The organism is Rhizobacter sp. Root1221 (assembly GCF_001425785.1).
Lineage (GTDB): Bacteria > Pseudomonadota > Gammaproteobacteria > Burkholderiales > Burkholderiaceae_C > Rhizobacter.
The window spans coordinates 13,517-34,703 of the sequence record NZ_LMDI01000026.1 but is presented as its reverse complement, the minus strand read 5'-3'; the positions used below and the strand labels follow the sequence as shown (position 1 = coordinate 34,703).

At 67.0% G+C, this 21,187-nt stretch carries 21 protein-coding genes; 7 read left to right on the top strand and 14 right to left on the bottom strand.

Going from position 1 to position 21,187, the window contains the following annotated elements; all coding sequences use genetic code 11:
- Positions 1–32: 32 nt before the first annotated feature.
- Positions 33–1,838, bottom strand: coding sequence for a hypothetical protein (locus tag ASC87_RS18890; RefSeq protein ID WP_157604130.1), 1,806 nt, complete (start codon positions 1,836–1,838; stop codon positions 33–35).
- A 763-nt stretch (positions 1,839–2,601) separates the two neighbouring features.
- Here ASC87_RS18890 and ASC87_RS18885 point away from each other — a divergent pair.
- The 3 genes from ASC87_RS18885 to ASC87_RS18875 all read left to right on the top strand — a co-directional run bounded on the left by ASC87_RS18885 (position 2,602) and on the right by ASC87_RS18875 (position 3,820).
- Positions 2,602–2,934 (top strand): hypothetical protein, encoded by a 333-nt coding sequence (locus ASC87_RS18885; protein WP_056665604.1) that lies wholly within the window; start codon positions 2,602–2,604, stop codon positions 2,932–2,934.
- A 100-nt stretch (positions 2,935–3,034) separates the two neighbouring features.
- The gene (locus tag ASC87_RS18880) at positions 3,035–3,382 is read left to right on the top strand and encodes a hypothetical protein (protein WP_056665600.1); all 348 of its coding nucleotides are present in this window, start codon (positions 3,035–3,037) and stop codon (positions 3,380–3,382) included.
- 72 nt (positions 3,383–3,454) lie between these two features.
- Positions 3,455–3,820 (top strand): hypothetical protein, encoded by a 366-nt coding sequence (locus tag ASC87_RS18875; RefSeq protein ID WP_056665598.1) that lies wholly within the window; start codon positions 3,455–3,457, stop codon positions 3,818–3,820.
- 161 nt (positions 3,821–3,981) lie between these two features.
- Here ASC87_RS18875 and ASC87_RS18870 read toward each other — a convergent pair whose 3' ends face one another.
- Positions 3,982–4,944 (bottom strand): ornithine cyclodeaminase family protein, encoded by a 963-nt coding sequence (locus ASC87_RS18870; RefSeq protein WP_235582210.1) that lies wholly within the window; start codon positions 4,942–4,944, stop codon positions 3,982–3,984.
- Entirely contained in the window at positions 4,934–6,094 is a 1,161-nt protein-coding gene (locus tag ASC87_RS33285) for an alanine racemase (protein ID WP_056665595.1), read from the bottom strand. The genes ASC87_RS18870 and ASC87_RS33285 overlap by 11 nt, the downstream gene beginning before the upstream one ends.
- Here ASC87_RS33285 and ASC87_RS18860 point away from each other — a divergent pair.
- The gene (locus tag ASC87_RS18860; protein WP_082568746.1) at positions 6,003–7,115 is read left to right on the top strand and encodes a LysR family transcriptional regulator; all 1,113 of its coding nucleotides are present in this window, start codon (positions 6,003–6,005) and stop codon (positions 7,113–7,115) included. The genes ASC87_RS33285 and ASC87_RS18860 overlap by 92 nt on opposite strands.
- A 46-nt stretch (positions 7,116–7,161) precedes the next feature.
- On the opposite strand, the gene ASC87_RS18855 is transcribed toward ASC87_RS18860, so the two are convergent.
- The 5 genes from ASC87_RS18855 to ASC87_RS18835 form a co-directional block, all read right to left on the bottom strand.
- Positions 7,162–8,160 carry a tripartite tricarboxylate transporter substrate binding protein gene (locus ASC87_RS18855; RefSeq protein WP_056665590.1) on the bottom strand — a complete coding sequence of 333 codons (999 nt, stop codon included), beginning with the start codon at positions 8,158–8,160 and terminating at the stop codon, positions 7,162–7,164.
- Between the two features lie 82 nt (positions 8,161–8,242).
- Positions 8,243–8,890, bottom strand: a complete 648-nt coding sequence (maiA, locus tag ASC87_RS18850; RefSeq protein ID WP_056665585.1) for a maleylacetoacetate isomerase — start codon at positions 8,888–8,890, stop codon at positions 8,243–8,245.
- 13 nt (positions 8,891–8,903) lie between these two features.
- On the bottom strand, positions 8,904–9,608 hold the full coding sequence (locus tag ASC87_RS18845) for a fumarylacetoacetate hydrolase family protein (RefSeq protein ID WP_056665582.1): 705 nt from the start codon (positions 9,606–9,608) through the stop codon (positions 8,904–8,906).
- Positions 9,609–9,642: 34 nt separating this feature from the next.
- Entirely contained in the window at positions 9,643–10,686 is a 1,044-nt protein-coding gene (locus ASC87_RS18840; protein ID WP_056665580.1) for a cupin domain-containing protein, read from the bottom strand.
- 27 nt (positions 10,687–10,713) lie between these two features.
- Positions 10,714–11,919, bottom strand: a complete 1,206-nt coding sequence (locus ASC87_RS18835) for a 3-hydroxybenzoate 6-monooxygenase (protein WP_056665578.1) — start codon at positions 11,917–11,919, stop codon at positions 10,714–10,716.
- Between the two features lie 121 nt (positions 11,920–12,040).
- Here ASC87_RS18835 and ASC87_RS18830 point away from each other — a divergent pair, with 121 nt between their 5' ends.
- Positions 12,041–12,943, top strand: coding sequence for a LysR family transcriptional regulator (locus ASC87_RS18830; RefSeq protein WP_056665575.1), 903 nt, complete (start codon positions 12,041–12,043; stop codon positions 12,941–12,943).
- A 288-nt stretch (positions 12,944–13,231) separates the two neighbouring features.
- Here ASC87_RS18830 and ASC87_RS18825 read toward each other — a convergent pair whose 3' ends face one another.
- The gene (locus tag ASC87_RS18825; protein WP_056665571.1) at positions 13,232–14,179 is read right to left on the bottom strand and encodes a GlxA family transcriptional regulator; all 948 of its coding nucleotides are present in this window, start codon (positions 14,177–14,179) and stop codon (positions 13,232–13,234) included.
- Positions 14,180–14,289: 110 nt separating this feature from the next.
- Here ASC87_RS18825 and ASC87_RS18820 point away from each other — a divergent pair, with 110 nt between their 5' ends.
- Together ASC87_RS18820 and ASC87_RS18815 are read left to right on the top strand one after the other, a co-directional pair.
- On the top strand, positions 14,290–15,090 hold the full coding sequence (locus ASC87_RS18820; RefSeq protein WP_056665567.1) for an SDR family oxidoreductase: 801 nt from the start codon (positions 14,290–14,292) through the stop codon (positions 15,088–15,090).
- A gap of 131 nt (positions 15,091–15,221) precedes the next feature.
- Positions 15,222–16,136, top strand: coding sequence for an alpha/beta fold hydrolase (locus tag ASC87_RS18815; RefSeq protein ID WP_157604128.1), 915 nt, complete (start codon positions 15,222–15,224; stop codon positions 16,134–16,136).
- A 203-nt stretch (positions 16,137–16,339) separates the two neighbouring features.
- Here the strand turns inward: ASC87_RS18815 and ASC87_RS18810 are convergent, their stop codons facing one another.
- Genes ASC87_RS18810 through boxA form a run of 5 tightly spaced genes read right to left on the bottom strand, consistent with a single transcriptional unit; the run spans position 16,340 to position 21,182 of the window.
- A complete protein-coding gene (locus tag ASC87_RS18810; protein ID WP_056665564.1) occupies positions 16,340–16,810 on the bottom strand; it encodes a MaoC family dehydratase in 471 nt (156 codons plus the stop codon).
- Entirely contained in the window at positions 16,807–17,616 is an 810-nt protein-coding gene (locus ASC87_RS18805) for an enoyl-CoA hydratase/isomerase family protein (protein ID WP_056665562.1), read from the bottom strand. Before ASC87_RS18805 ends, ASC87_RS18810 begins: the two co-directional genes overlap by 4 nt.
- Positions 17,609–19,105, bottom strand: a complete 1,497-nt coding sequence (locus ASC87_RS18800) for a 3-hydroxyacyl-CoA dehydrogenase (RefSeq protein WP_056665559.1) — start codon at positions 19,103–19,105, stop codon at positions 17,609–17,611. The genes ASC87_RS18805 and ASC87_RS18800 overlap by 8 nt, the downstream gene beginning before the upstream one ends.
- The gene (locus ASC87_RS18795; protein WP_056665556.1) at positions 19,102–19,896 is read right to left on the bottom strand and encodes an enoyl-CoA hydratase-related protein; all 795 of its coding nucleotides are present in this window, start codon (positions 19,894–19,896) and stop codon (positions 19,102–19,104) included. The genes ASC87_RS18800 and ASC87_RS18795 overlap by 4 nt, the downstream gene beginning before the upstream one ends.
- Positions 19,896–21,182, bottom strand: a complete 1,287-nt coding sequence (boxA, locus tag ASC87_RS18790) for a benzoyl-CoA 2,3-epoxidase subunit BoxA (RefSeq protein ID WP_056665551.1) — start codon at positions 21,180–21,182, stop codon at positions 19,896–19,898. The genes ASC87_RS18795 and boxA overlap by 1 nt, the downstream gene beginning before the upstream one ends.
- Positions 21,183–21,187 lie beyond the last annotated feature (5 nt).

Sequence of the window (21,187 nt, the reverse complement as noted above, 5' to 3'; positions counted from 1 at the left end):
CGGGTCACGCGGATCCGCTTGGCCGAGGAAATTCAGTCGAGCAACTGGTCCAGCAGCGTTGCCAACCACGGGTAGTACGGGGTCTTGCCGTCCGGGCTCACGTTGACGCGGAACGTGCTCCAGGAGGTGTCGAACGTCCGCCCCTGTGAATCGGCAACGAGCCGGACGCGGACCGTGTAGTCGCCGAACCGCGGGTACGCGTACGCGAGTTCACTGGCCTTGCCTCGCACGAGAGGGCCACCGGCACCGAAGTCCACTTCATAGATGGGCTCGCCGGTCAGCGGGTAGCACGATCGTGTCGCCAACTGCAGCGTGCCACCCTGCTTGATGACCTTCGGTGTCTTCAGGACCGGCTGGAACAGGGACGACCCTTCGGACAAGAGATCCTTGAAATACAGGTTCTTGACATAGAAGTTTTTCATGCGGGATTCGCCGTTCAAGTCGACCTGGCGCCACTCCTTGCGGTAGCCGATGGGCTCCAGGTCTAGCGTGATGTCGGCCGTGGCCCCTTTGCCCAGCAGTTCCCATTTGAAGTAGCCCGAGAACTGGACGGAGACGTCGAGGTAGGCGCCCTTGACCTGCTCGGACGTCCCATCGCCATCGGCATCCGAACACATATTTCCGATGTAGGCGAACCCGGTCACCGGCACTTCGGTCAAGACACCCACGCGAACGCCGACCAAGTCGAGCAACCCGTAGTACAGCGACAGGTTCGCACCCACGCTGCTGTCGATGAACGGGATGACGGAGAGGGCCGCCTTGGCCTGGTAGCTGTTCGTTTCCTTGAGCACCGGCTTGAGGTCCACCTCGCTCCGGGTCTTCACGCAATCGGAGGTCGTTCGGCACACCCAGGTGATGTTGGCCTTGCCTCCCAAGGTGTATCCGGCCCTGACTTCCGCTTCGGCAAGCATCGCCAGATCCACCCCCACGTCGAACTGCAGGTCGGCCTGCAGGCGGAACTCGAGGAAGTACACCCAGAAGTCGTACGAGCCGATGTCGTACGTGAAATTCTTCTTGAAGAGCCGTTCCTTGTGCTCGTAGCGGGTCTTCGCATCGAAGGCGATTTCACCGCCTAGTGTCGAGACGAGCTTGAACTCGACGTGGTCGTACTCCGCGCCGTAGGGAATGCCGCAGCGCTTCTTCATCACGTAGTGAACAGCCCCCGTCACCGTCCCGTCACCGCGCACAACCGTCTGGAAGGTCGTGGTCAGATCGCCCGTCTTCGTCTCGACCGGAGAGAACATGCTCTTGTTCAGCGAGAACGACTTCTCGTACATCTTGTTCTCGCGCTTTTTGGAACAGAGGCCAAGCGCTTGCATGCCGGCGATGCGCGGATAGCTGCTGCCTGCCGCCTGGACGCGGCCGTCGACCGACAGGATGGTGGCATTGGTGGAAGGAACGAATTGCTCGCTGACGGAGGGCAGCGCGTCCATGTCGATGGACAGCTTGGGAAGCTTGGCGTCCAGCTGTGCATCGGTCAGCTGATCGAAACCTGCGGTGTACCCGGCGTCCTCGAGGATTTCCTGCTTCAGCCAGTCCGGAAAGTTGGCGGCCAGTACGCCGCGGAGCGTGTCCACCACCACGATCTCACCGGTCAACTCCGCCGCGCTTTGTGCGGTTGCCTTGCGGCCTGGGTCCTGCAGACCCAGTCCTTGGGCCTGTTGCGTGCGGACGGCTTCCACAACCTCGCTCTGGAAGGACTGCCGGTATTCCGGATCGGTGGATCGCAGGCGCACATAACCGTTGCCCGATTGCAGAAGTTCAACGGTTGACGGCAATGCCGCAAACGCCGGGGTCACTGCGATCAGCAGCGATGCAAGAAGAACTCTCTTTGCCATGCACTTTCCAGGTCGTGTTTGAATCGTTAATCGAAGGGCCCGCGTGCGAGCCTTCATACCGGCAGGGCAGGTCCGCGCGCATGAGCACCGGTTCGCCGTGTCACATGCCACCAGCACCGGCAAGACTGTTGGGTGGACACCCGCCGAATGGCGCAGTCGAAGCCTCGCGCCAGAGGTGCGATGCCAACACGGGGGGTGGAAGCGTTGCGGTGAATCTCACCGCGACTGCGGAACTGCGCAGAAGCGCAGCGGCAGCGATTTGACTGGGCGATCGTCCGCGACACAGCGCGGCGCGCGCACAGGAACGCCGCCTGAATCAGACGAAAGTGATGTTCGCATGGAGTACTCCCCTCGTGCTCCTTGGACGAAGCACGCTTTGTCTATTTGTGATTTAGACGATACCCGAGCACTTCCCGTTCTGCAACCGTCGAATGTCTCGAGGACGTCATCCCACCCATCAGCGTCGATGCGCGTCAACGAACCTGCGCCGCTTTCGAGGACTTCTCACCATTTGCGAATGAGTTCGGTTGACACCAGAAGATGCAACCACTAAATTGCGCGCACAAAAGTCGGAGCCGCCAGGCATCCCACATGCGAACAGCGCAACACCTCAAAGGGGAGGAACAATGACACCCATCATTCCATAGGCGACGCCGCCCGGCGGCCGTCGCGCCACTCCCACCCAGTCTGCAGCCAGGGCCACATGCCGGCTCGGCGTAGCCATGCTCGCATAGACCCTTTCACGACGATCAAGGAATCTCACATGCCTTCACGCCAACTGCGCGGCCTCATCGGCGCCCTCACCCTTGCCGCCAGCGCCAGCGCCATGGCCGGGCCGAACTGGACCGCCGGAACCTTGGTCGACATGAGTGCCGTGCCCGAAGGACTGCTCATCCGCGTCGACACCTCGCGACCGGACAATTGTGCGGGGACGCCATTCGCGTGGATGCTCATTCCTGCAGAACGCAAGATCATCATCGCAGCCACGATGATGTTCTGGGCCACGGGCAAGCGGGCGGTGGACGTGTATACGGAACCTTCCGGCAGCTCCGGAGCCTTCTGCCTCGTGTCGCAGGTCGACACCCACGACGCCTGACCCGTCGGTTCAATGACCGCCCTCCGATCATCCAGTGTCCCCACCACACCATTGTGTCGGAGCGGAGAGTTTCCGCTTCAACCAACGATCGAATAGAAGAATGCAACTGGTGCGAACGATCTTCCTGCTCGTCGCGGGAATGTCGGTGGGAGCAATGAGCCCTGCACAGACATCCGGCTACCTCGGCCCTCGTACGGTTTCCGCATATTGGGTGGAATCGTCGGCCTTTCTGGCCGTGCGTCCGGCAACCCCATATGCCAATCCCACCGGCTGCTCGTCCAGCTCGCTGGCCATCATTCCGGCAGATCACCCCGCGTACAAGCAGTTGCTCGCAGTGGTCATGCTCGCGAAGGAAACCGGCAAGCCACTCCAGCTCTACGCACTCGGCTGCTACGCCGCATGGGGCGAAACGTTTCCGAGCTTTTATGCGGCGGGGTCGGACTGGTAGTTCATTGAAACAACACCACGACTGCCGGCGAACAAATTGCGCGATTCAAGCGCTGCACTCTCGGACTCTCACATGACCTCGACTCGGCTTGCTCTCATTTCTTTCTCCCTGGCCTTGCTGGCTCAATCGCCGCTGGCCATGGCCCACGGTTGGGTCTCCAAAACGACCGTCCAGCGAGTCACCACTCATGATTGGGGTGACTCTGTCTTCATTTATACGAGCACGCTGGCCAGCACCGAGGCGTGCGAAGGCAAGAATCCGCTGGTGCTGCTTCGGTCCAACCCTCAGTTCAAGGAAATCTACGCGCAAGCCCTGCTTGCCGTGACGACGGGCGCAACGATCGGCGGTTTTACCTATGGTTGCGACGCTCAGCACTACAACCTCCCGATTCTGCAGCGACTGGATCTGCTCGCGACACCCGACGCGCCGTATCCGTGAGAACGGCTGCTCGCCGCGCGACGCCATCGCAGTCCGATTGGCGGAGTGTTGTCGGCCCTGAACGCCCCGCTATCAGCCGCCGGGGTCGGGTTGCTGCGGAGGATCTGACGGCGCTTCCCACAACGGCTCAGCGACCCACCGTCTGACGCGTCGTCGCCACCTCACCACGGCCACCGCAATCGCGTACCAACACCCGTCCGGTCCGCACGCGCCACCACCGCGCTGGCAACGGTCAGGTCCTGGAACGCGATGCCCGTCATGTCGAACAGCGTGATCTCGTCGATGTGCCTGCGCGCCGACGCCCGGTCGAGTGCCGAGCCGATCATCTCGGCGGCTTGGTCCGGTGCCCATTGGAGTTCCCCGATGGCGCGCGACTGAGCCAGGTCGTCCACGAACACAGTGGCGCGGGCCAGCAACCCGGAAGGCAGTTCGCGTTTGCCCCGGGTGTCGGCACCCACTGCGTTGACGTGGGTGCCCGGCCGCACCGCCTGGGCGTCGAAGAGCGGCCCCGCGCCGCGAGTTGCGGTGATGACCAGGTCGGCGGCCGCAACCGCACGGTTCGCGTCGGTGGTGTGCACGACACGGCAGCGACCGGCGAAGCGGGCTTCGAAGCCGGGGCGGAACCGGTGGTCCGACGTCAGGTAGCGAACGGTTCGCAGCGACGGGCGAACTCGCAGCGCCCAGTCGACCTGGCTGACGGCCTGCACGCCGGTACCGAACACACAGGCCGATTCGGCATCGGCACGGGCCAGGAGGGCGATGCCAACACCCCCTGCGGCACCGGTGCGCGCCGTGGTGATCGCGTTGCCGTCGAGGATGCACAGCGGACGCCCGGTGTCGGGATCCATCAGGACGACGGTGGCCTGGTGGCGGTCGTGTCCGGTGGCGGCATTGCCGGGCCAGAAACCCGCGGCCTTGAACCCGAGCAGGCCCGCCGCGTCGATCGTCCCGCCCTTGATGCCGAACACCGCGCCGGAATGCAACCCCTCGCGCAGCACGGGGAACAGCGTTGCCGTCCCACTCGCGTGCCGTGCCAGCGCCTCCCGAACGGCGGCGAACACGTCGTCCGGATCCAGCAGGGCTGCAACCTGCTCGCCGTCCAGCAGCAACAAATCACCAGCCACGGAAGCGCTCCCAGGTGGCCACCGGGGCGGCAGAGGCGTCGATGACGGTGTACTGGCCGTGCTGCGCACCGGTGGCACAAGCGTGGTTCGGCAGCATCCGAAGCAGTGTCCCGACAGGGAACCTCGCCACCAAGTCGGTACCCGGGTCCCCCTGCCAGTGCAGGACACCGTGCTCCTGGTTCGCCTCGGCGAACGACAGGCCGGGAATGGGTGTGCCAGCGAGGTCGCAGACGAGGCCGTAGCCATGGTCCACGGCCTGGCGTTGCGTGCCGCGGTCCCGGCTCATCGCCATCCAGCCCGAGTCGGTCACCAGCCACCCGGTGTCGACACGGTGCCCGATCACGGTCGTCAACACGGACAACGCGATGTCATCGGTGCGGCACACCCCGGTGCCCGCCATGACCAGGTCGAAGAACACGTAGACCCCGGCGCGGACTTCAGTCACGCCATCGAGGTTCATCGCGGCCAGCGCCGTCGGGGTGGAGCCGACGCTGACCACGTCGCAGGTCAAACCACAGTCGCGCAGGCGCTGCGCGGCAGCGACACAGCCCGCGCGCTCCTGTTCGGCGAGGCGGATCAGGGCGTCCCGCTGGTCGAGGCCGTACGAACTGCCCGCGTGTGTCATGACGCCCTTCAGGCGTGCGCCGCCCCGTTCCACGACGGTCAGCGCGCGCGCCGTGGCCGGCAGCGCAGCGTCGTCGGGCTTCAGCCCCGCGCGATGCCCGTCGGTGTCGATCTCGATGACCACGTCGTGCACGTGACCCTGCGCCCTGCCATGCGCCGCCACCATCTCGGCAGCCTGGACCGATGCGACGACCAGGGTGAGCCGGCAGCCGCGGCGCGCCAGTTCGAGGGCCTCGTCGAGGCGCGCCGGCGCAATCGCGACGGCGTACAGGATGTCGTCGAAGCCCGCGGCGTGGAACACCCGGGCCTCCATCAACGTCGACACGGTGATGCCGCGGGCGCCCGCCGCGGCCTGGCGCCGGGCGATGTCGACGCACTTCGTGGTCTTGACGTGAGGCCTGAAGGCCACGCCCAGTTCATCGAGGCGGCGCTGCATGCGCTGGATGTTGTGGTCCATCCGCGCTTCATCCAGCAGCAGGCGCGGGGTGGTCAACGCGGCGAGGTCGGGGTGGTGGTTCGTGTTCATGACCGGCATGGTGGGCGCGCTCCCCGCCCGGCGAATGGGCCACTGCTACATTCATCCTTTAGCAGAACTTCATGGTGCCGCCGTGCTGACAGTCGAGGACCTCCGATTCATGGCCTGCCTGTCCCGCAGCGCGTCACTTGCGCAGGCCGCGCGCACGCTCGAGGTCACGCCGCCGTCGCTGTCGGTTCGCCTGAAGGCGCTGGAGACCAGGGCGGGAACGACGCTGGTGTTGCGCACCACGCGCCGGCTGTCCCTCACCGACGCGGGCGCGCAGCTGGCCGCCACGGCCGTGGACCTGCTCGAACGGCTCGACAACGCGGAGATGGCGCTGCGCGGGGGCCAATCGGGGTTCTCGGGCTCGCTGCGCATCGTGGCCCCGTTCGGGTTCGGCCGCGAGTTCGTCGCGCCGGCCATGGCCGGATTCGGCAGGTTGCACCCGGCATTGCGCTGCGAACTCGTCTTGAGTGAACGGCCCACACGCGACCAGGAAGGCGCCGCGGACGTGGTGGTGCATGTCGGTGAATTGCGGGATTCATCCGCCGTGGCCTACCCGCTCGCCCGGAATGCCCGATGGCTTTGCGCGAGCCCGGCCTACCTGCGCGAACACGCCGCGCCTCACGCCCCGTCGGACCTCGCCCGCCACCGCATCCTCGGCTTGCGCGAGAACGATGAAGACGCCACCCTGTGGCACCTTGAACGCGACGGCACGACGGAGACCGTGCGCCTGAAGGCGGCCATGGTGACCAACGATGGCGAGACCCTGGTGCGTTGGGCCGTGGCCGGCCACGGCATCGCCATGCGGTCAGCGTGGCATGTGGAACGCCTGGTCTCGGCCGAGGCGCTGGTGCGGTTGCTGCCCAGCTGGCAACTGCCGTCCGCGGATGCCGTCGCCCTCGTGCCCACCCGCCGCAACGCCGCGGCGAGTGTGCTCGGTTTCGTGCAGCACCTGAAGCGCCAGATCGCCGCGCACCCCTCGTCGATTCACTGGACCGACCGCGAGAGCGCGGCTGCGGCCGGGTAGCTGCTTCTGGCGAGACGCGACCCTCGACGCCCCATCTCTCGTTGGATCATTCGAGGCTGATGTGCTTACGCGCCACGAGCTCTCCATAAGTCTTCGCCTTGATCCCGGCCTGTCGTTCGATCTCCTGCGGTGACCAGCCGAGCGTTTCGAACGCGAAGGTGTCGAAGCGCGCCTGGATGTCGGTCTCGGCAATGACACCTCGCACGTCGGCGTTGATTCGGTCGCGCACGGCCGGCGGCAAGCCGCGCGGCGCGACCAGCACCACGAACGAATTGACCTCGAGTCCGGTCGGCCCGCCAGCTTCGGTCACCGTGGGGACATCGGGGAACTGCGGCAGCCGCTTGGTCGCAGCCACCGCCAGGTACCTGATCTTGCCGGCCTTGTACGACCCCTGGCTGGACGGGATGGTGCCGAACGCCCACGACACGTCGTCCGCCGCCACGGACATGTAGAGCTGGGACACCTCGCGAAACGGCACGTGCTGCATCGCGGTGCCAGTCAACATTTCCAGTTGCTCGGCACCCAGGTGGCCACGGCTCCCGACGCCCCACGAGCCGTAGGTGAGCGGCTTTGCCTTGGCGGCGGCGGCCAGGTCGGCCATGGACTTCCACCCGGAGGTGGCGGGCACTGCGATCAGGAACGGCGTGCGGAACAGGATCGCGACCGGTTCGAACGCCTTCAAGGTGTCGAAACCGCGCGACTTGTAGAGGAGCGGCAGCGCGGCGAGGTGTTCGCTGTCGAGCTGCAGCAGCGTGTAGCCATCGGCCGGAGCGCGCTTCGCGGCCTCGATCGCAATGAATCCACCGCCGCCAGGGCGGTTTTCCACCAGCACACGCTGGCTCCAACGCTTGCCGAGTTTGTCCGCGACAAGACGTAGCACAGCGTCAGGGCCACTGCCTGGCGCAAACGCCGTGAAGACCGTCACCGGGCGGGACGGGAACGCATCGGCGGCCATCGCACTGCCTGCGGTGCCGGCAAGCGCGCCGGCGATCACGCAGGCAAGGGTCCACCGCCGCCGGGGTGAGAAGTGGGTCGAGGTGCGCATGATGAAAGTCTCCTGGATCGTCCGGCACCGGCGGACACGGCCGGCCTTTTCGGCGCCGGAAGTTTTTGGGGAAATGGGGATTTCAGGGGGCGTCGGGCTGCAACGCGGGTGCGGCGCGTGCGAAGGCGTCGAGCCGTCCGCAGGTCGCATCGATCTCGGCAATGCGAGGCCAGCGGGTGATGTCCACCTTGAAGCGGCGTGCGCTCTCCACCTGCGGCACGAGGTACACGTCGGCCAGGGTCGGTGCATGGCCCCAACTGAAGCCGGCGCTGCGCTGCGGGTCAGCGGCCAGCAGCGTCTCGCAGGCGTCGAAACCTTCGACGATCCACGACTCGCACCAGCGAGTCACCGCGGCCTCGTCGCACGACAGTGAATGGCGCAGCGTCTCCAGCACCCGCCGGTTGTTCAGCGGATGGATGTCGCAGCCCACGATGGCGGCCAGCGCCCGCACGCGGGCCCGGGACAGCGGATCGGCCGGCAGCAGCGGTGGCGCCGGATGCGTCTCCTCGAGCCATTCGATGATCGCGGGGGACTGGATCAGCGCCGTGTCGCCGTCCACCAGCGCCGGCACGAGCCCCTGGGGCTGGATCGCCTTGTACGCGGCGGACTGGTGCTCGAGTTTCGGCAGGTTCACCGGCACGTAGTCGTACGGCAGGCCTTTGAGGTTCAGGGCGATGCGCAACCGGTGCGACGTCCCGCTGCGGAAGAAGTTGTGGAGCCGGAAAGCCATCGCGCGCCTCCGTTCACTCGGCCGCGCCAACCGTCAGGCGAATGTCCCCGACGCCGTCGATGTGGCCGTCGATGCGGTCGCCCGCCACGACCGGCCCCACGCCCTCGGGCGTGCCGGTGAAGATCAGGTCGCCCGGTTGCAGGTGGTAGAAGCGGGACAGGTCGGCGATCACCTCGCGGACGTTCCAGATCAGCATGCCGATGTCGGACTGCTGGCGAACCTGCTCGTTCACGCTCAACGTGATCGCACCGCGTTCAAGCACCCGGCCCGGCATCGGCACCACCTCGGACACCACTGAAGACTCCTCGACGTCCTTGCCGAGGTCCCACGGCCGGCCCTGCTCCCGGGCCACCAGTTGCAGGTCGCGGCGGGTCATGTCGAGGCCGCACGCGTAGCCGTAGACCAGTTCGTGTGCCTGGTCGGCCGGCACCCGGAAGCCCGGCTTGCCGATGGCAACCACCAGTTCCATCTCGTGGTGGAAGTTCGAGGTTCCAGGCGGGTAGGCCGTCGTGGCACCTGACTCGACGAGCGTCTGCGGCGCCTTCGTGAAGTAGAAAAGCTGGGCCGACGCCTTGTCGACGGGCTTGCCCATCTCCACCGCATGCGCGTGGTAGTTGCGGCCGACGAAGAACAGGCGGTTGATCGGCAGGCGGGCGGCCTCGCCACGCACGGGGAGCGAGCGCACGGCGGGCGGGTTCCAGAGGTAGGTGGTGCTCATCGAAGTCTCCTGGGGGAAAAAAAAGCAACGCGAGTCAGTCGCGGGTCTCATAGAGGCCGAGCTTGCGGTGCAGCGGCGATTCATCGGCCACGAAAAGGAAAGCCGGCGTGCGGTCGGAAGGGTTGCGCAGCGTGACCGTGCAGAAGCCCGGCACGGCGCAGGTGTCGGCCAGCTGCATCGCGTGCAGGTGGTCTCCGGCGCTCAGCTCCGCCGCACCCTCGATCACGTGGAAGACGGCAGCCGGCGACCGGCGCGGCAGCGTCAGCTGTTGGTTCGGGCGCAGCATCAGTGCGTGGTAGCCGAGGATGTTCTGCACGTCGGCGCCGGTCTCCGGGTTCACGTAGGTCACCTGCACCGCGCCGTCTGCGTGCTGCGCTGCGGCCAATGCCTCCAGCGCGGCGCGGGTGCGCGACCACGGGTAGCGCAGCACCGGGTACGGCCGGCCTGCGCCGTCGCGCTGGAACATCGGCGACGGCACGACGCCGGCGCCAGCGTAGCGTTCGTCGGTCCGGCCGGGACGCACCGCCTGGCGCGGACCATCGACGTGGTAGCTGGCCTCGAGGTAATGCACCAGCGGCAGGTCCAGCACGTCGAGCCACACCACCGGTTGGTCGCCGTCGTGCCCGTGTTCATGCCACAGCCCGGTGGGCGTGAGCACGAGGTCGCCGCGTTCCATGGGGCACTTCTCGCCGTCGACCGTCGTGTAGGCGCCATCGCCCTCCACGATCATCCGCACCGCGTTGGGCGTGTGACGGTGGGCCGGCGCCCATTCGCCCGGCAACAGCAGCTGCATGCCGAGGTAGATCGCAGCGCTCGCCTGCATGCGTTCGAGGCCGTGGCCGGGGTTGGCGAGCACGAGGACCCGGCGCTCCGCCTTCTCGATCGGGGTCAGGTCGCCTGCGCGCAGCAGCAGCGGGCGCAGGGTCTCGTAGGACCAGTGCGTCGCCCGCGTTGCGGGACGCGGCGCGTCGGGCGGCAGCAGCGAGCGCAGGCTGGGCCACAGCGGGACGAGGTTGTGGGCGGTGAGGGCCGCACGGTAGTCCGCGGGCAGGTCTTCCAATCGGCCGAGTTCCAGCATGGTGAAGCTCCTTCGTCGTTTTGGGGTTCAGGCGAGGCAGGTCTCGGCGGTCCAGCCGTAGAGCCATGCCATCGCGTCGTAGAAGCGATCGGCATCACGGCCCTGCCACAGGCTGTTGCGGACGAGCCGCTCGACGCCCTGGGCATGGAAGATCCGGCCCATCTCACGGGCAGACAGCACCACCCGCGCAGTTCGCGCGACGCGGGCTTGCTGGTAGCGCGCGAACGCGGCCACGAAGTCGTTGTCGCAGACGCGCAGCGCCTCGCCCAGCGTGACGGCGTCTTCGAGGGCCATGCAGGCGCCCTGCGCGAGGTACTGCAAGGTCGGATGCGCCGCGTCGCCCAACAGCGCGGCGCGGCCGAACGTCCACTCGCCGATGGGCTCGCGGTCGGCGGTGGCCCAGCGCTTCCAATCGTTCGGCAGCTCGATCAGCTGGCGTGCCTTCGGGCAGATGTCCTGGAAGTAGCTCTGCACTTCCTCGGCGCTCCCCTGCCGCACGCTCCAGGTTTCCTCGTCGCGGCTGTGGAACGTGACGACCACGTTGTATTGCTCGCCGCCGCGCAGCGGGTAGTGCACCAGGTGGCAGTTCGGGCCGACCCAGATGCTCGCGGCATTCCACTGCAGGTCAGGCGGGAAGCGCTCCCGGTCCACCACGGCGCGGTACACCACGTGGCCCGACACGCGCGGCGCGTCGCCGACGTACTGCTGGCGCACCGCCGACTTGATGCCGTCCGCCGCGATGAGTGCGACACCGCGGTGGACGTGCCCCGCACGGTCCCGCACCTCGACCACGCCATCACCCTGCTCGGTGCGATCGACCTGGAACGACGTGACCACCTCGATGCGATCGGTCGCCTGCGCCGCTTCGAGCAGCGACAGGTGGATGTCCGCGCGGTGGATCACCGCATACGGGTTGCCGAACCGCCGGCGGAACGCCTCGCCGGTGGGGATGCGGCCGACGAGGGATTCGTCGAGCGCATCGTGCATCACCATCTCGTCGGTGTAGACGGCGCGGCTGCGCAGCAGGTCACCGACGCCCAGGGCGTCGAAGGCGGCAAAGGCGTTCGGACCCAGCTGGATGCCGGCGCCGATCTCGCCCAGCTGGGCGGCCTGTTCCAGCACCTTGACCCGGAACCCCCGGCGCGTCAGCGCGAGCGCGGCTGCGATGCCGCCGATGCCACCTCCCGCGACCAGCACGGTTCCGGCTGCGCCTTGTGTCTTCTGATCGTCCATCTCTGTCTCCGCGACGGCGATCCATCCGGCCGTCTTGGGGGCGAGTTTGGGTCGATCAGGGCATCCGGAAAAGCCGACGACTCGTATACTTGCAATCCGATTTCTTGATAGAAGGGGCGTCATGGCGAAGCTCGACCTCGACTGGCTGCATGTCTTCATCGAGATCTACCGCACGGGAAACGTGTCGCGCGCAGCCGAGCGGCTGGGCATTGCACAGGCCAACGCCAGCACGGCGCTGAACAAGCTTCGCCTGCATTTCGGCGACCGCCTGTTCGTGCGCACGTCGCAGGGGATGGCACCCACGGTGCACGCGCAGGCGCTCTACCTCGAGTTGGTGGACACGGTGGAGCGCTTGTCGCGACTCGCCGGCGCGCGTCCCGGGTTCGACCCCGGAACCGCTACGCGGGAATTCCGCATCTGCATGACCGACATCAGCGAGATCGTCGTGCTGCCGGCCCTCGTGAATCACCTGCGGCGCATTGCGCCAGGTGTCGTGATCGAAGCCGAGCGAATCTCCGTCGACAGCCCCCGCCGGCTCGAGAGCGGCGAGATCGACCTCGCCGTGGGCTTCATGCCGCACCTCGAGGCCGGCTTCTACCAGCAGACACTCTTCAAGCAGGACTTCGTCTGCCTGGCCGCGGCCGACCACCCGCGCATCCAGGGGCCGCGTCTCACGCGCGCGAAGTTCCTCGCCGAGGGTCACCTTGTGGTCACCACCTCCGGTACTGGCCACGCGATCGTCGACAAGGTCATGGCCCAGCGCGGCTTCGAGCGGCGGGTCGCACTGAAGGTGCCCAGCTTCCTCGGTGTCGCGCGAATCGTCGCCCAGACGGAGCTGCTGGTCATCGCGCCGCGCCGCCTGGGCCTGGCTCTCGTGCAGCAGGAACGGGTGCAGTTGCTCGAACCGCCATTGCGCCTGCCGCCGTTTGCCGTGAAGCAGCATTGGCACGAGCGGTTTCATGCGGATGCGGCGAATGCCTGGTTGCGGCGGACCCTGGCTGAGTTGCTGGCAGAGGCGCTTTGAGAGGCGACGGTCTGGTTCGGCTGCGAACAGCAGGTTGCCTCGACCCTCAGCAGTCCTTCGTAAGCGGTTTAGGTAGGACGGGCCAAGTGGCGCGCAGCCGTAGACGCTCTTGCCCAGGACCAGCCGCTTTTGATCTGCATCGCGCAGGCAGAAGCGGCGGGCCCCGCGTCCAGCTCCAATCCAGGCATCGCATGGCAGCGCCAGTGCTCGTGAACGAGTGATCCGTCTCGTGTGCCGATTGACGACGATCGACGCATGGCAAGACTGTCACCGTCATCTCGACACACTTCAGAACCCCAGGCGGGCGTCGCGCCTGAGTGACTGAGGCGGCTTGCCGAAGCCCCGCATGAACGCCTCGCGAAGATGGCGCCGATCGCGAAAGCCCGTTTCGCGTGCAACCACCTCCAGCGGATGGCGGCTGCGCTCGATCATCAAGCGCGCTGCCTCCACACGCAGACGCTCTACCGCCTTGGCTGGCGACTGGCCGGTCTCGGCCGTGAACACACGGCTGAACTGGCGCGGGCTGAGGTTCGCGGCCGCAGCGAGTTCTTCCACGCTCAACGACTGCGCCAAGTGACGGCGGGCATGCTCCAGCGCCCGCGCGATGCGGTCCGAGCGCGGCGCGAGATTCAGGATCTCCGAATGCTGCGACTGGCCGCCCGAACGACGCTGATGCATGACCAGCCGGTGCGCTACCGATCGCGCCACGTCGTCGCCCAGGTCCTTCTCGACGAGGCCGAGCGCCAGATCCAGTTCCGCCGTCATGCCGGCCGAGGTCCAGATCGGGTCATCGGCGATGAAGATGCGGTCCGGCTCGACCTGGACATCGGGATGCCGCTGTTGCAGTGCGTCCGCATAGGCCCAGTGTGTCGTGGCGCGTCGCCTGGCCAGCAGGCCTGCCTCGGCCAGGACGAAGGCTCCGGTGCACAGCCCTATGGTCCGACGTGCCCGAGCGCTGCACTTTTGCAGCGCATGCAGCAATTGGGATGGTGAGGGTGTGGCCAACGGGTCGATCACGCCCACCACCATCCAGGTGTCTGCGGTGCTGCGTGCGGTGAAGGGACGCGTCTGCAGGGCCGTGCCTAGCGATGCCTTCACGCTGCCACCGGGCATCGAGTGGCAAGTCACCTCGTAGAAGGGCTCGCCCGCCACAAGGTTGGCGAACTCGAAGACCGCCTGCGTGGCCAGCGCCATCACCTGGAAGCCGGCCGGCAGGACGTAGCCGATCTTGTGCATTTTCTATCTCCGGAGAGCGGATGGCATAAAACGTGACTATACGCGTCATTTACGCCAGACGCCTGACGGCACAACATGCGCTTCATCGCAACCAGAAACGAAACACCACCATGACGCAGACGAACCCGGGCACCGCCCTCATCACCGGAGCCTCCTCCGGCATCGGCGCTCTCTACGCCGACCGCCTGGCGCAGCGGGGCTACGACCTCATCCTCGTCGCCCGCGGCCGCGAGCGTTTGAACCCGCTGGCTGGGGACATCAGCAGCCGCCATGGGCGCGCAGTGGAAGTCTTCCCCGCCGACCTGAACGACCCGGTGGCGCTGCGCAGCGTGGAGAACAAGCTCAAGCGCGATGCCAGCATCACCCTGCTGGTCAACAACGCCGGCATCGGCACGCACACGTCGCTTCTGGAGAGCGACGTGGACCAGATGGCGCGCATGATCGACCTCAACGTCACGGCGCTGACCCGGCTGAGCTACGCGGTGGTCCCCGGCTTCGTGGCACGCGGCAACGGTGCGCTGATCAACATCGCCTCCGTCGCGGCCGTCTCGCCGGAAACCTTGAATGGCGTGTATGGCGGCAGCAAGGCTTTCGTGTTGGCCTTCAGCCAATCGCTGCAGCACGAGCTGGCCGGCAAGGGCGTGCGGGTGCAAGCCGTGCTGCCGGGTGCGACGGCCACCGAGTTCTGGGCACGCGGCGGCCTTCCCGTGGAGCACTTGCCGGCGCAGATCGTGATGCGTGCCGAAGACCTGGTGGATGCCGCCTTGCGGGGCTTCGAGCGTGGCGAGTCGGTGACGCTTCCGTCGCTGCATGACGGCCGCCTCTGGGACGCCTACGAAGGCGCGCGCAAGGCGATGGCACCCCACCTCTCGAGCAACGAAGCGGCATCGCGCTACCAGCCCTTGCGCTGAGTGGCCGCATCCCATTCGGCCTGCGCCCCGCTCTGGAATCAGCATGAAGGCGCATTGAGTGCGCCAGTAAGCATGCATCCATCCATGGCCCCCGGGGCCACGACCCCCCTGAAAATTCAAGGAAGCCCACCGTGCCACTGACCAGCAATGACTCACTTTCCGCAATCAAGATTCCCGGGACCGCGGAACACTTTCTCGATCCGCTCGGATCAAACGAGGGAGGCGTGGGGCGATTGCGCTATCTCTCGGGCGGCATGGGGCCACCGTTGGTCCTGCTGCACACCGTACGCACCCAGGCCGAGCATTTCCGCCACCTCATCCCGCTCGTCCAGGAGCGGTACACGGTGTATGCGCTCGATCTCCCAGGAATGGGCTACTCGCAGATCGTGCCGGGCGCTTCTTATGACGAGCCCGCGATGCGCGCGGCGGTCAAGCGCCTCATCACCCACCTCGATCTGCGCGACGTGACGCTGCTCGGCGAGTCGATGGGCGCGACGCTCGCCCTCACCACCGCGGCTGATCTGAGCGAGCGGGTACGGCGTGTCGTCGCGATCAATGCTTATGACTATGCGGGCGGCATCGCGCGGTCCAGCCTGCTGGCCCGGTTTATCGTGACCGGCGCGCTGGCGCCGGGTGTCGGCCCGACTGTCGCCGGAGTCCAACCCAAGCCGATCGTGCGCGCCGTGCTGCGTGGGGGTCTCGGCAACACCGCCGCCCTGCACGATGACTACGTCGATGAATTGCTGAAGGTCGGACGTCGGCCGGGCTATCCGGTCGTCGCGCGCGCGGTGTACGGCAACCTGCCCAGCCTCATCGCGGCACGCGCCCGTTACCCAGAGGTCAGCGCACCCGTCCACCTCATCTACGGAGAAAAGGATTGGTCAAGACCCTCGGACCGACAAGCCAACAAGCAGCTCCTCCCCGCGGCCGAGTTCGTCCAGGTGCCTGGCGCCGGTCACTTCATCGTCCTCGAGCGGCCGGACGTGCCTGCCAAGGTGTTGAACGACGCGATGCAAATCGCGAGCGTTCCGAAAGCCGCGGCCTGATGCCGCTGAGGGGAAGGTGATCCACGTGGGATGCCAAGTGGCCGCCGCCGACGGTCGCGTTTTCGGACCCTGCGGCAGCTGCATTCGCACGCAACGACGTGCCTGATCTTTCGATTAATCCGCAACAACTGAGGTGCTCTCATGCCCACCCCTGACATCGTTCTCTGCGCACCGGTCCGAACACCGATCGGAAACTATGGCACCTAGCTCGCACCTCCATGGCAGCTTTTCTCATCCCCCGCGACCACGAGATCGAACAAACTGGTGGCCTCGAGATCCAGCACTTCAACGTCACGGTCGTTGTGCAACTGCCAACGCCAGCGCAGGATTCCCAGCACACCCCGGCTCGACCGACGCGCTTCGATCACGGTCGCACGAAGAACCAGCTCGTCCTCCGGCCTCACCGGGTGCGGCCAACGCACGTAGCCCAGTCCGGGCGATGCGTACGACTCGGAGTCACGCAGGGCCACCGCCACGATCATCCGCATCGCGATGCCACAGGTATGCCAACCACTGGCGATCAGCCCGCCGAACTTTCCCCGGGCCGCCAATGCGGCATCGGTGTGGAACCACTGCGGGTCGTAGTTCCCGGCGAACGCGCGGATCTCTTCTTCCGTGACCCGGTACGGCCCGGCCGTGATGACCTGCCCGGCGTGGAAGTCGGCGAACTTCATGTGTCGCTGCCGAAGCGGGGAGCCCGCTTTTCCTGGAGCGCCGCCAGTCCTTCGCGGGCATCGCGCCCCGCGAATCCGAGGATCTCGAGCGCCAACGAATGTTCGAACGCCGGCCATGCGGCCCGCAGCCAGTGGTTCAGGCTGCGCTTCGTGAACGCCAGCGCCGTGGGGCTGCCGGCGGCCAGCGTGGCTGCCACGCTGCGCGCCTTGGCCAGGAGCTCGTCATCGGGAACGCACAGGCTCACCAGCCCGATCCGCTCGGCCTCCTGGCCCGTCAATGGCTCGCAGGTCAGCAGGTAGTACTTCGCCTTGGCCATGCCGCACAGCAGCGGCCAGATGACGGCGGCGTGGTCGCCCGCGGCCACGCCCAGCCTGGTGTGGCCGTCGATGATCTTGGCCCGGTGCCCCGCAATGGAAACATCCGCGAGCAGCGCCACGGCAGCGCCCGCCCCCACGGCCGCGCCGTTGATCGCCGACACGATCGGCACGTCGCAGTCGAGCATGCCTTGGACCAGATCGCGGGCCTCGCGCATGACACGCAGCCTCGACGTCTCGCTCGCCAACATGTCTTCGACCAGCTCGATCCGGCCGCCGGCGCAGAAGCCCTTTCCCTCGCTGCGAACGAGGATGGCGCCAACACCCGGTTCGTTCGCCAGCCGCGACCACAAGAACGCGAGGTGGGCATGGCCAGCCGCATCCATCGCCGGCATGCCCCCTTCCGGCCCGAGGACGACCTCCGCGACCCCCTGGTCACCGAACTCCACCCGGATTTCCGGGCTCAAGGTCCACACGCGCAACTCACTCATGCTTCTCTCCACGTCCTCGCAGCCACGGGCTGACCCGATACCGCTCGCCCCGATAGGTTGCATCGAGGGCATCGATCACCCCGATCACGTCCTCGATCGACCCCCGTGCCAGCCACTCGAACGGGCCGGCAGGGTAGTTCACCCCGAGCGTCATCGCCGCGTCGGCCCCCTCGGGCGTGCAAACGCCTTGGAGGACGGCGTCCGCGGCCTCGTTGATCAACATCGACACGGTTCGCGCCACCACCAGCCCAGGCGCGTCGGCCATGAGGACCGGGGAGTACCCCAGCGCACGAAGCCATGCGGGCACTTCATCGCGCCACGCCTGGCTGGCCGACCGCGCCACCGCGTACGCGAGGTGGCCGGACGCAGCGAGAGGTTGGTCGAACACGGCGATGTCCTGGCTCGCGGCCGCCGCCAACTCGAATGCCGGCACACCATCGGTCAGCCGCAGCTGGGAGGTGGCCGTCGCCAGGCCCGTCCACCGTGTGGCCCCGTCACGCCGGGCTGCCGGCACGTGGCGCACGACCTGGTCGAACAGCATGTCGGCCACGCGCCCTTCCCCACACACCACGATGTCCGGTGGAAGGGCCGCAGGGCCGGCGTCGACGGCGGCCGGTGCCTCCGGCGCCGGGTATGAAAAGAACCCCCGCCCCGTCTTGCGGCCCAGCAGGCCACCATCAACCAGCTCGCGCTGGACAAGCGACGGAACGAAGCGCTTGTCTCCGAAGTTGGCTTCGTACACCGACATCGTCACCGCGAAGTTGGTGTCGTGGCCGATGAGGTCCATCAGCTCGCACGGGCCCATGCGGAACCCTGCAGCACGCAGGCAGGCGTCGACGTCACGCGGGGACAGCGCCTGCTCCTGCAGCAGCATCAGGGCCTCCGCATAGAACGGCCGGGCGATGCGGTTGACGATGAATCCCGGCGTGCTCCGGGCATGCACCGGCACCTTGCCCCAGGTGCGCGACAACGAGAACACGTCGTCCGCGACCGTCCGATCGGTGTGGAGGCCCGACACCACCTCCACCAGCTTCATCAGGGGGACCGGATTGAAGAAGTGCATGCCCACCACACGCTCGGGGTGTCGGAGTCCGTTGGCAAGCGCGGTGATGGAGATGGACGAGGTGTTGGTGGCGAGCACCGCGTCGTCGGCGAGTGCCGCCTCCAGGTCGCGCAACAGGCTCCGCTTGGCCTCCAGCTTTTCCACGATCGCCTCGACGGCGATGGCGGCGTCACGCGCATCCCCGAGCGACTTGGCCACGCTGATCCGCTGGAGCGTGGCCTGCGCGTCGGCGGCGGTCACCTTGCCTTTCGCGACGAGGCCTTCCAACGTGGACCGCAGCTTGTCCTTGGCCTGGCCGGCCGCGCCCTCGCGCAGGTCGTGGAGCCAGACCGGATGACCTGCCTGGGCAGCCACCTGCGCGATGCCCGCGCCCATGATGCCCGCCCCGACGACCAGCACCGGCCGGCCCTGCAGTCGGCCGCTCATCGTGCCGTCACCCAGGCGGCGGGCCGCTTGCCGAGGAACGCCGCGAAGCCCTCCTTCGCCTCGTCGGTGCCGCGCACCCGGGCGATGGTCTTTGCCGTCAACTCGCGTGTCGGCGGATCGACGGGCCCGAGGCTCAGTTTCGCGAACAGCATCTTGATCTCGGCCTGTGCCTGCGGTGCCGCGGCCAGCAGGTCGTCGACGACACGCTGAACCGCAGCGTCGAGACCGGTCGCCGGCGCAACGCACTGGACCAGCCCCATGGACAAGGCCTCGGACGCACCGATCCGCGATGCCGTCAACGCGAGCCGCTGCGCATGGCGTTTGCCGACCGCATTGACGACGTAGGGGCCGATGGCCGCGGGCAAGATGCCGAACCTGGCTTCGCTCACCGCGAACGATGCGTCCGCGGATGCCACGGCGATGTCGCATGCACAGGCCAAACCGACACCTCCGCCGAGCGCGGCGCCCTGCACGCGCGCCACCGTGGGTTTCGTGCACGAGGCCATGCGGGACAACATTCCGGCGAACCGCCGCGCGTCTTCCAGGTTCCACTCGAAGGTGGCGGTGCTGGCCCGCTGCATCCACTGCAGGTCGGCCCCGGCGCTGAAGTGTTTCCCCTCGCCCGCCAGCACGATGACACGCACCGCTGCGTCCCGTTCGAGTTCCTCGAAGGCCCGGTCCAGTTCCGCGATCATGGCCTCGTCGAACGCATTGAACACGTCCGGCCGGTTCATCGTGACGCGGGCGACTCCGCTGGCGTCGCGCTGCAATGCGATGGTGTCGTACGCCATCAGTAGGTCTCCAGGTGGAGTCGACCGTCCCGCTTCAGCGTGGCGCCGAGGGTGTCCCAGTCGAGACCGGCTTCGGTGGCCGCGTCGCGCAGCGCCAGCACCACGCCCTCTTCCATGGCCTTCAACCCGCAGACGTAGAAGTACGCGTTCGGATCGGACAGCAGCACCGCGAGGTCCGCCGAACGCTCGCGCATGAGGTCCTGCACGTAGCGCTTCGGCGCGCCAGCGGTTCTGCTGAACGCGAGGTTGATGTCGATGAAGTCCCTCGGCAGGTTCTGCAGGGGACCGAAGTACGGCAGTTCCTCCTGGGTCCGGGCCCCGAAGAACAGCAGCAGCTTGCCACCTTCGAACTTGCCGCTGGCGCGCAGGCGCCTGCGCCATTCGGTCATGGCGCGCATCGGCGCGCTGCCCGTGCCGGTGCAGATCATCACCAGGTGGCTGCGCGGATGGTTCGGCATCAGGAAGCTCGTGCCGAACGGACCGATGACCTGCACCGTGTCACCCACCTTCAGGTCGCACATGTAGTTGCTGGCGACGCCCCGGACCGGCTGGCCCAGGGGATCCTCCAGCACGCGCTTGATGGTCAGCGACAGGTTGTTGTATCCCGCACGTTCGCCATTGCGGGGGCTGGCGATCGAGTACTGCCGCGGGTGATGGGCCCGCCCATTGGCGTCCGCGCCCGGCGGAACCACGCCGATCGACTGCCCCTCCAGCACCGGGAACGGCGTGCTGCCGAAGTCGAGCACGATGTGGTGCGTGTCGTTGTCCTTTCCGACCTCGGTGACCCGCACGTTGCCGACCACCGTGGCGGTCAGGTGCTTGTGCGCCGCCTTGGGTCCGTACAGGTTGGCATACGGATGCGCGGCGGACCAGGGGGGGATCGTCGAGCCGTATTGGGCGCTGTTGAATGCCGTCTCTCCTCCCGCGGTGGTTTGCGGCGCCCCGGGCTCCGCAGGCGCTACTTCCGCCTGCTGCTCGGCCGGCACGCCCATGCGTTCCAGCTCCGAGGGGGTCAACTCGGGCGGAAGGTCGTCCCAGCCCAGCTGCTCCTCGACGCTGTAGGCACGGTGCACCGGCATCGAACGCCAGTTGTCGATGGAGCCCGTGGGGCACGGCGGCACGCAGGCCATGCACAGGTTGCACTTGTCCGCATTGACCACGTAGTTGTTCGAGTCGTGCGTGATCGCATCGACCGGGCACGTGGCCTCGCAGGTGTTGCAGCGGATGCAGATTTCGGGATCGATCAGATGCTGCTTGATGATCCGGACGTCGACGGCCATGTCCATGCGGG

Bases quoted from the DNA above. Each gene is read 5' to 3' on its own strand.
- ASC87_RS18890 (WP_157604130.1), bottom strand. From the start codon at position 1,838: ATGGCAAAGAGAGTTCTTCTTGCATCGCTGCTGATCGCAGTGACCCCG.
- ASC87_RS18885 (WP_056665604.1), top strand. From the start codon at position 2,602: ATGCCTTCACGCCAACTGCGCGGCCTCATCGGCGCCCTCACCCTTGCC.
- ASC87_RS18880 (WP_056665600.1), top strand. From the start codon at position 3,035: ATGCAACTGGTGCGAACGATCTTCCTGCTCGTCGCGGGAATGTCGGTG.
- ASC87_RS18875 (WP_056665598.1), top strand. From the start codon at position 3,455: ATGACCTCGACTCGGCTTGCTCTCATTTCTTTCTCCCTGGCCTTGCTG.
- ASC87_RS18860 (WP_082568746.1), top strand. From the start codon at position 6,003: ATGCGCTGGATGTTGTGGTCCATCCGCGCTTCATCCAGCAGCAGGCGC.
- ASC87_RS33285 (WP_056665595.1), bottom strand. From the start codon at position 6,094: ATGAACACGAACCACCACCCCGACCTCGCCGCGTTGACCACCCCGCGC.
- ASC87_RS18855 (WP_056665590.1), bottom strand. From the start codon at position 8,160: ATGCGCACCTCGACCCACTTCTCACCCCGGCGGCGGTGGACCCTTGCC.
- maiA (WP_056665585.1), bottom strand. From the start codon at position 8,890: ATGGCTTTCCGGCTCCACAACTTCTTCCGCAGCGGGACGTCGCACCGG.
- ASC87_RS18845 (WP_056665582.1), bottom strand. From the start codon at position 9,608: ATGAGCACCACCTACCTCTGGAACCCGCCCGCCGTGCGCTCGCTCCCC.
- ASC87_RS18840 (WP_056665580.1), bottom strand. From the start codon at position 10,686: ATGCTGGAACTCGGCCGATTGGAAGACCTGCCCGCGGACTACCGTGCG.
- ASC87_RS18835 (WP_056665578.1), bottom strand. From the start codon at position 11,919: ATGGACGATCAGAAGACACAAGGCGCAGCCGGAACCGTGCTGGTCGCG.
- ASC87_RS18830 (WP_056665575.1), top strand. From the start codon at position 12,041: ATGGCGAAGCTCGACCTCGACTGGCTGCATGTCTTCATCGAGATCTAC.
- ASC87_RS18825 (WP_056665571.1), bottom strand. From the start codon at position 14,179: ATGCACAAGATCGGCTACGTCCTGCCGGCCGGCTTCCAGGTGATGGCG.
- ASC87_RS18820 (WP_056665567.1), top strand. From the start codon at position 14,290: ATGACGCAGACGAACCCGGGCACCGCCCTCATCACCGGAGCCTCCTCC.
- ASC87_RS18810 (WP_056665564.1), bottom strand. From the start codon at position 16,810: ATGAAGTTCGCCGACTTCCACGCCGGGCAGGTCATCACGGCCGGGCCG.
- ASC87_RS18805 (WP_056665562.1), bottom strand. From the start codon at position 17,616: ATGAGTGAGTTGCGCGTGTGGACCTTGAGCCCGGAAATCCGGGTGGAG.
- ASC87_RS18800 (WP_056665559.1), bottom strand. From the start codon at position 19,105: ATGAGCGGCCGACTGCAGGGCCGGCCGGTGCTGGTCGTCGGGGCGGGC.
- ASC87_RS18795 (WP_056665556.1), bottom strand. From the start codon at position 19,896: ATGGCGTACGACACCATCGCATTGCAGCGCGACGCCAGCGGAGTCGCC.
- boxA (WP_056665551.1), bottom strand. From the start codon at position 21,182: ATGGACATGGCCGTCGACGTCCGGATCATCAAGCAGCATCTGATCGAT.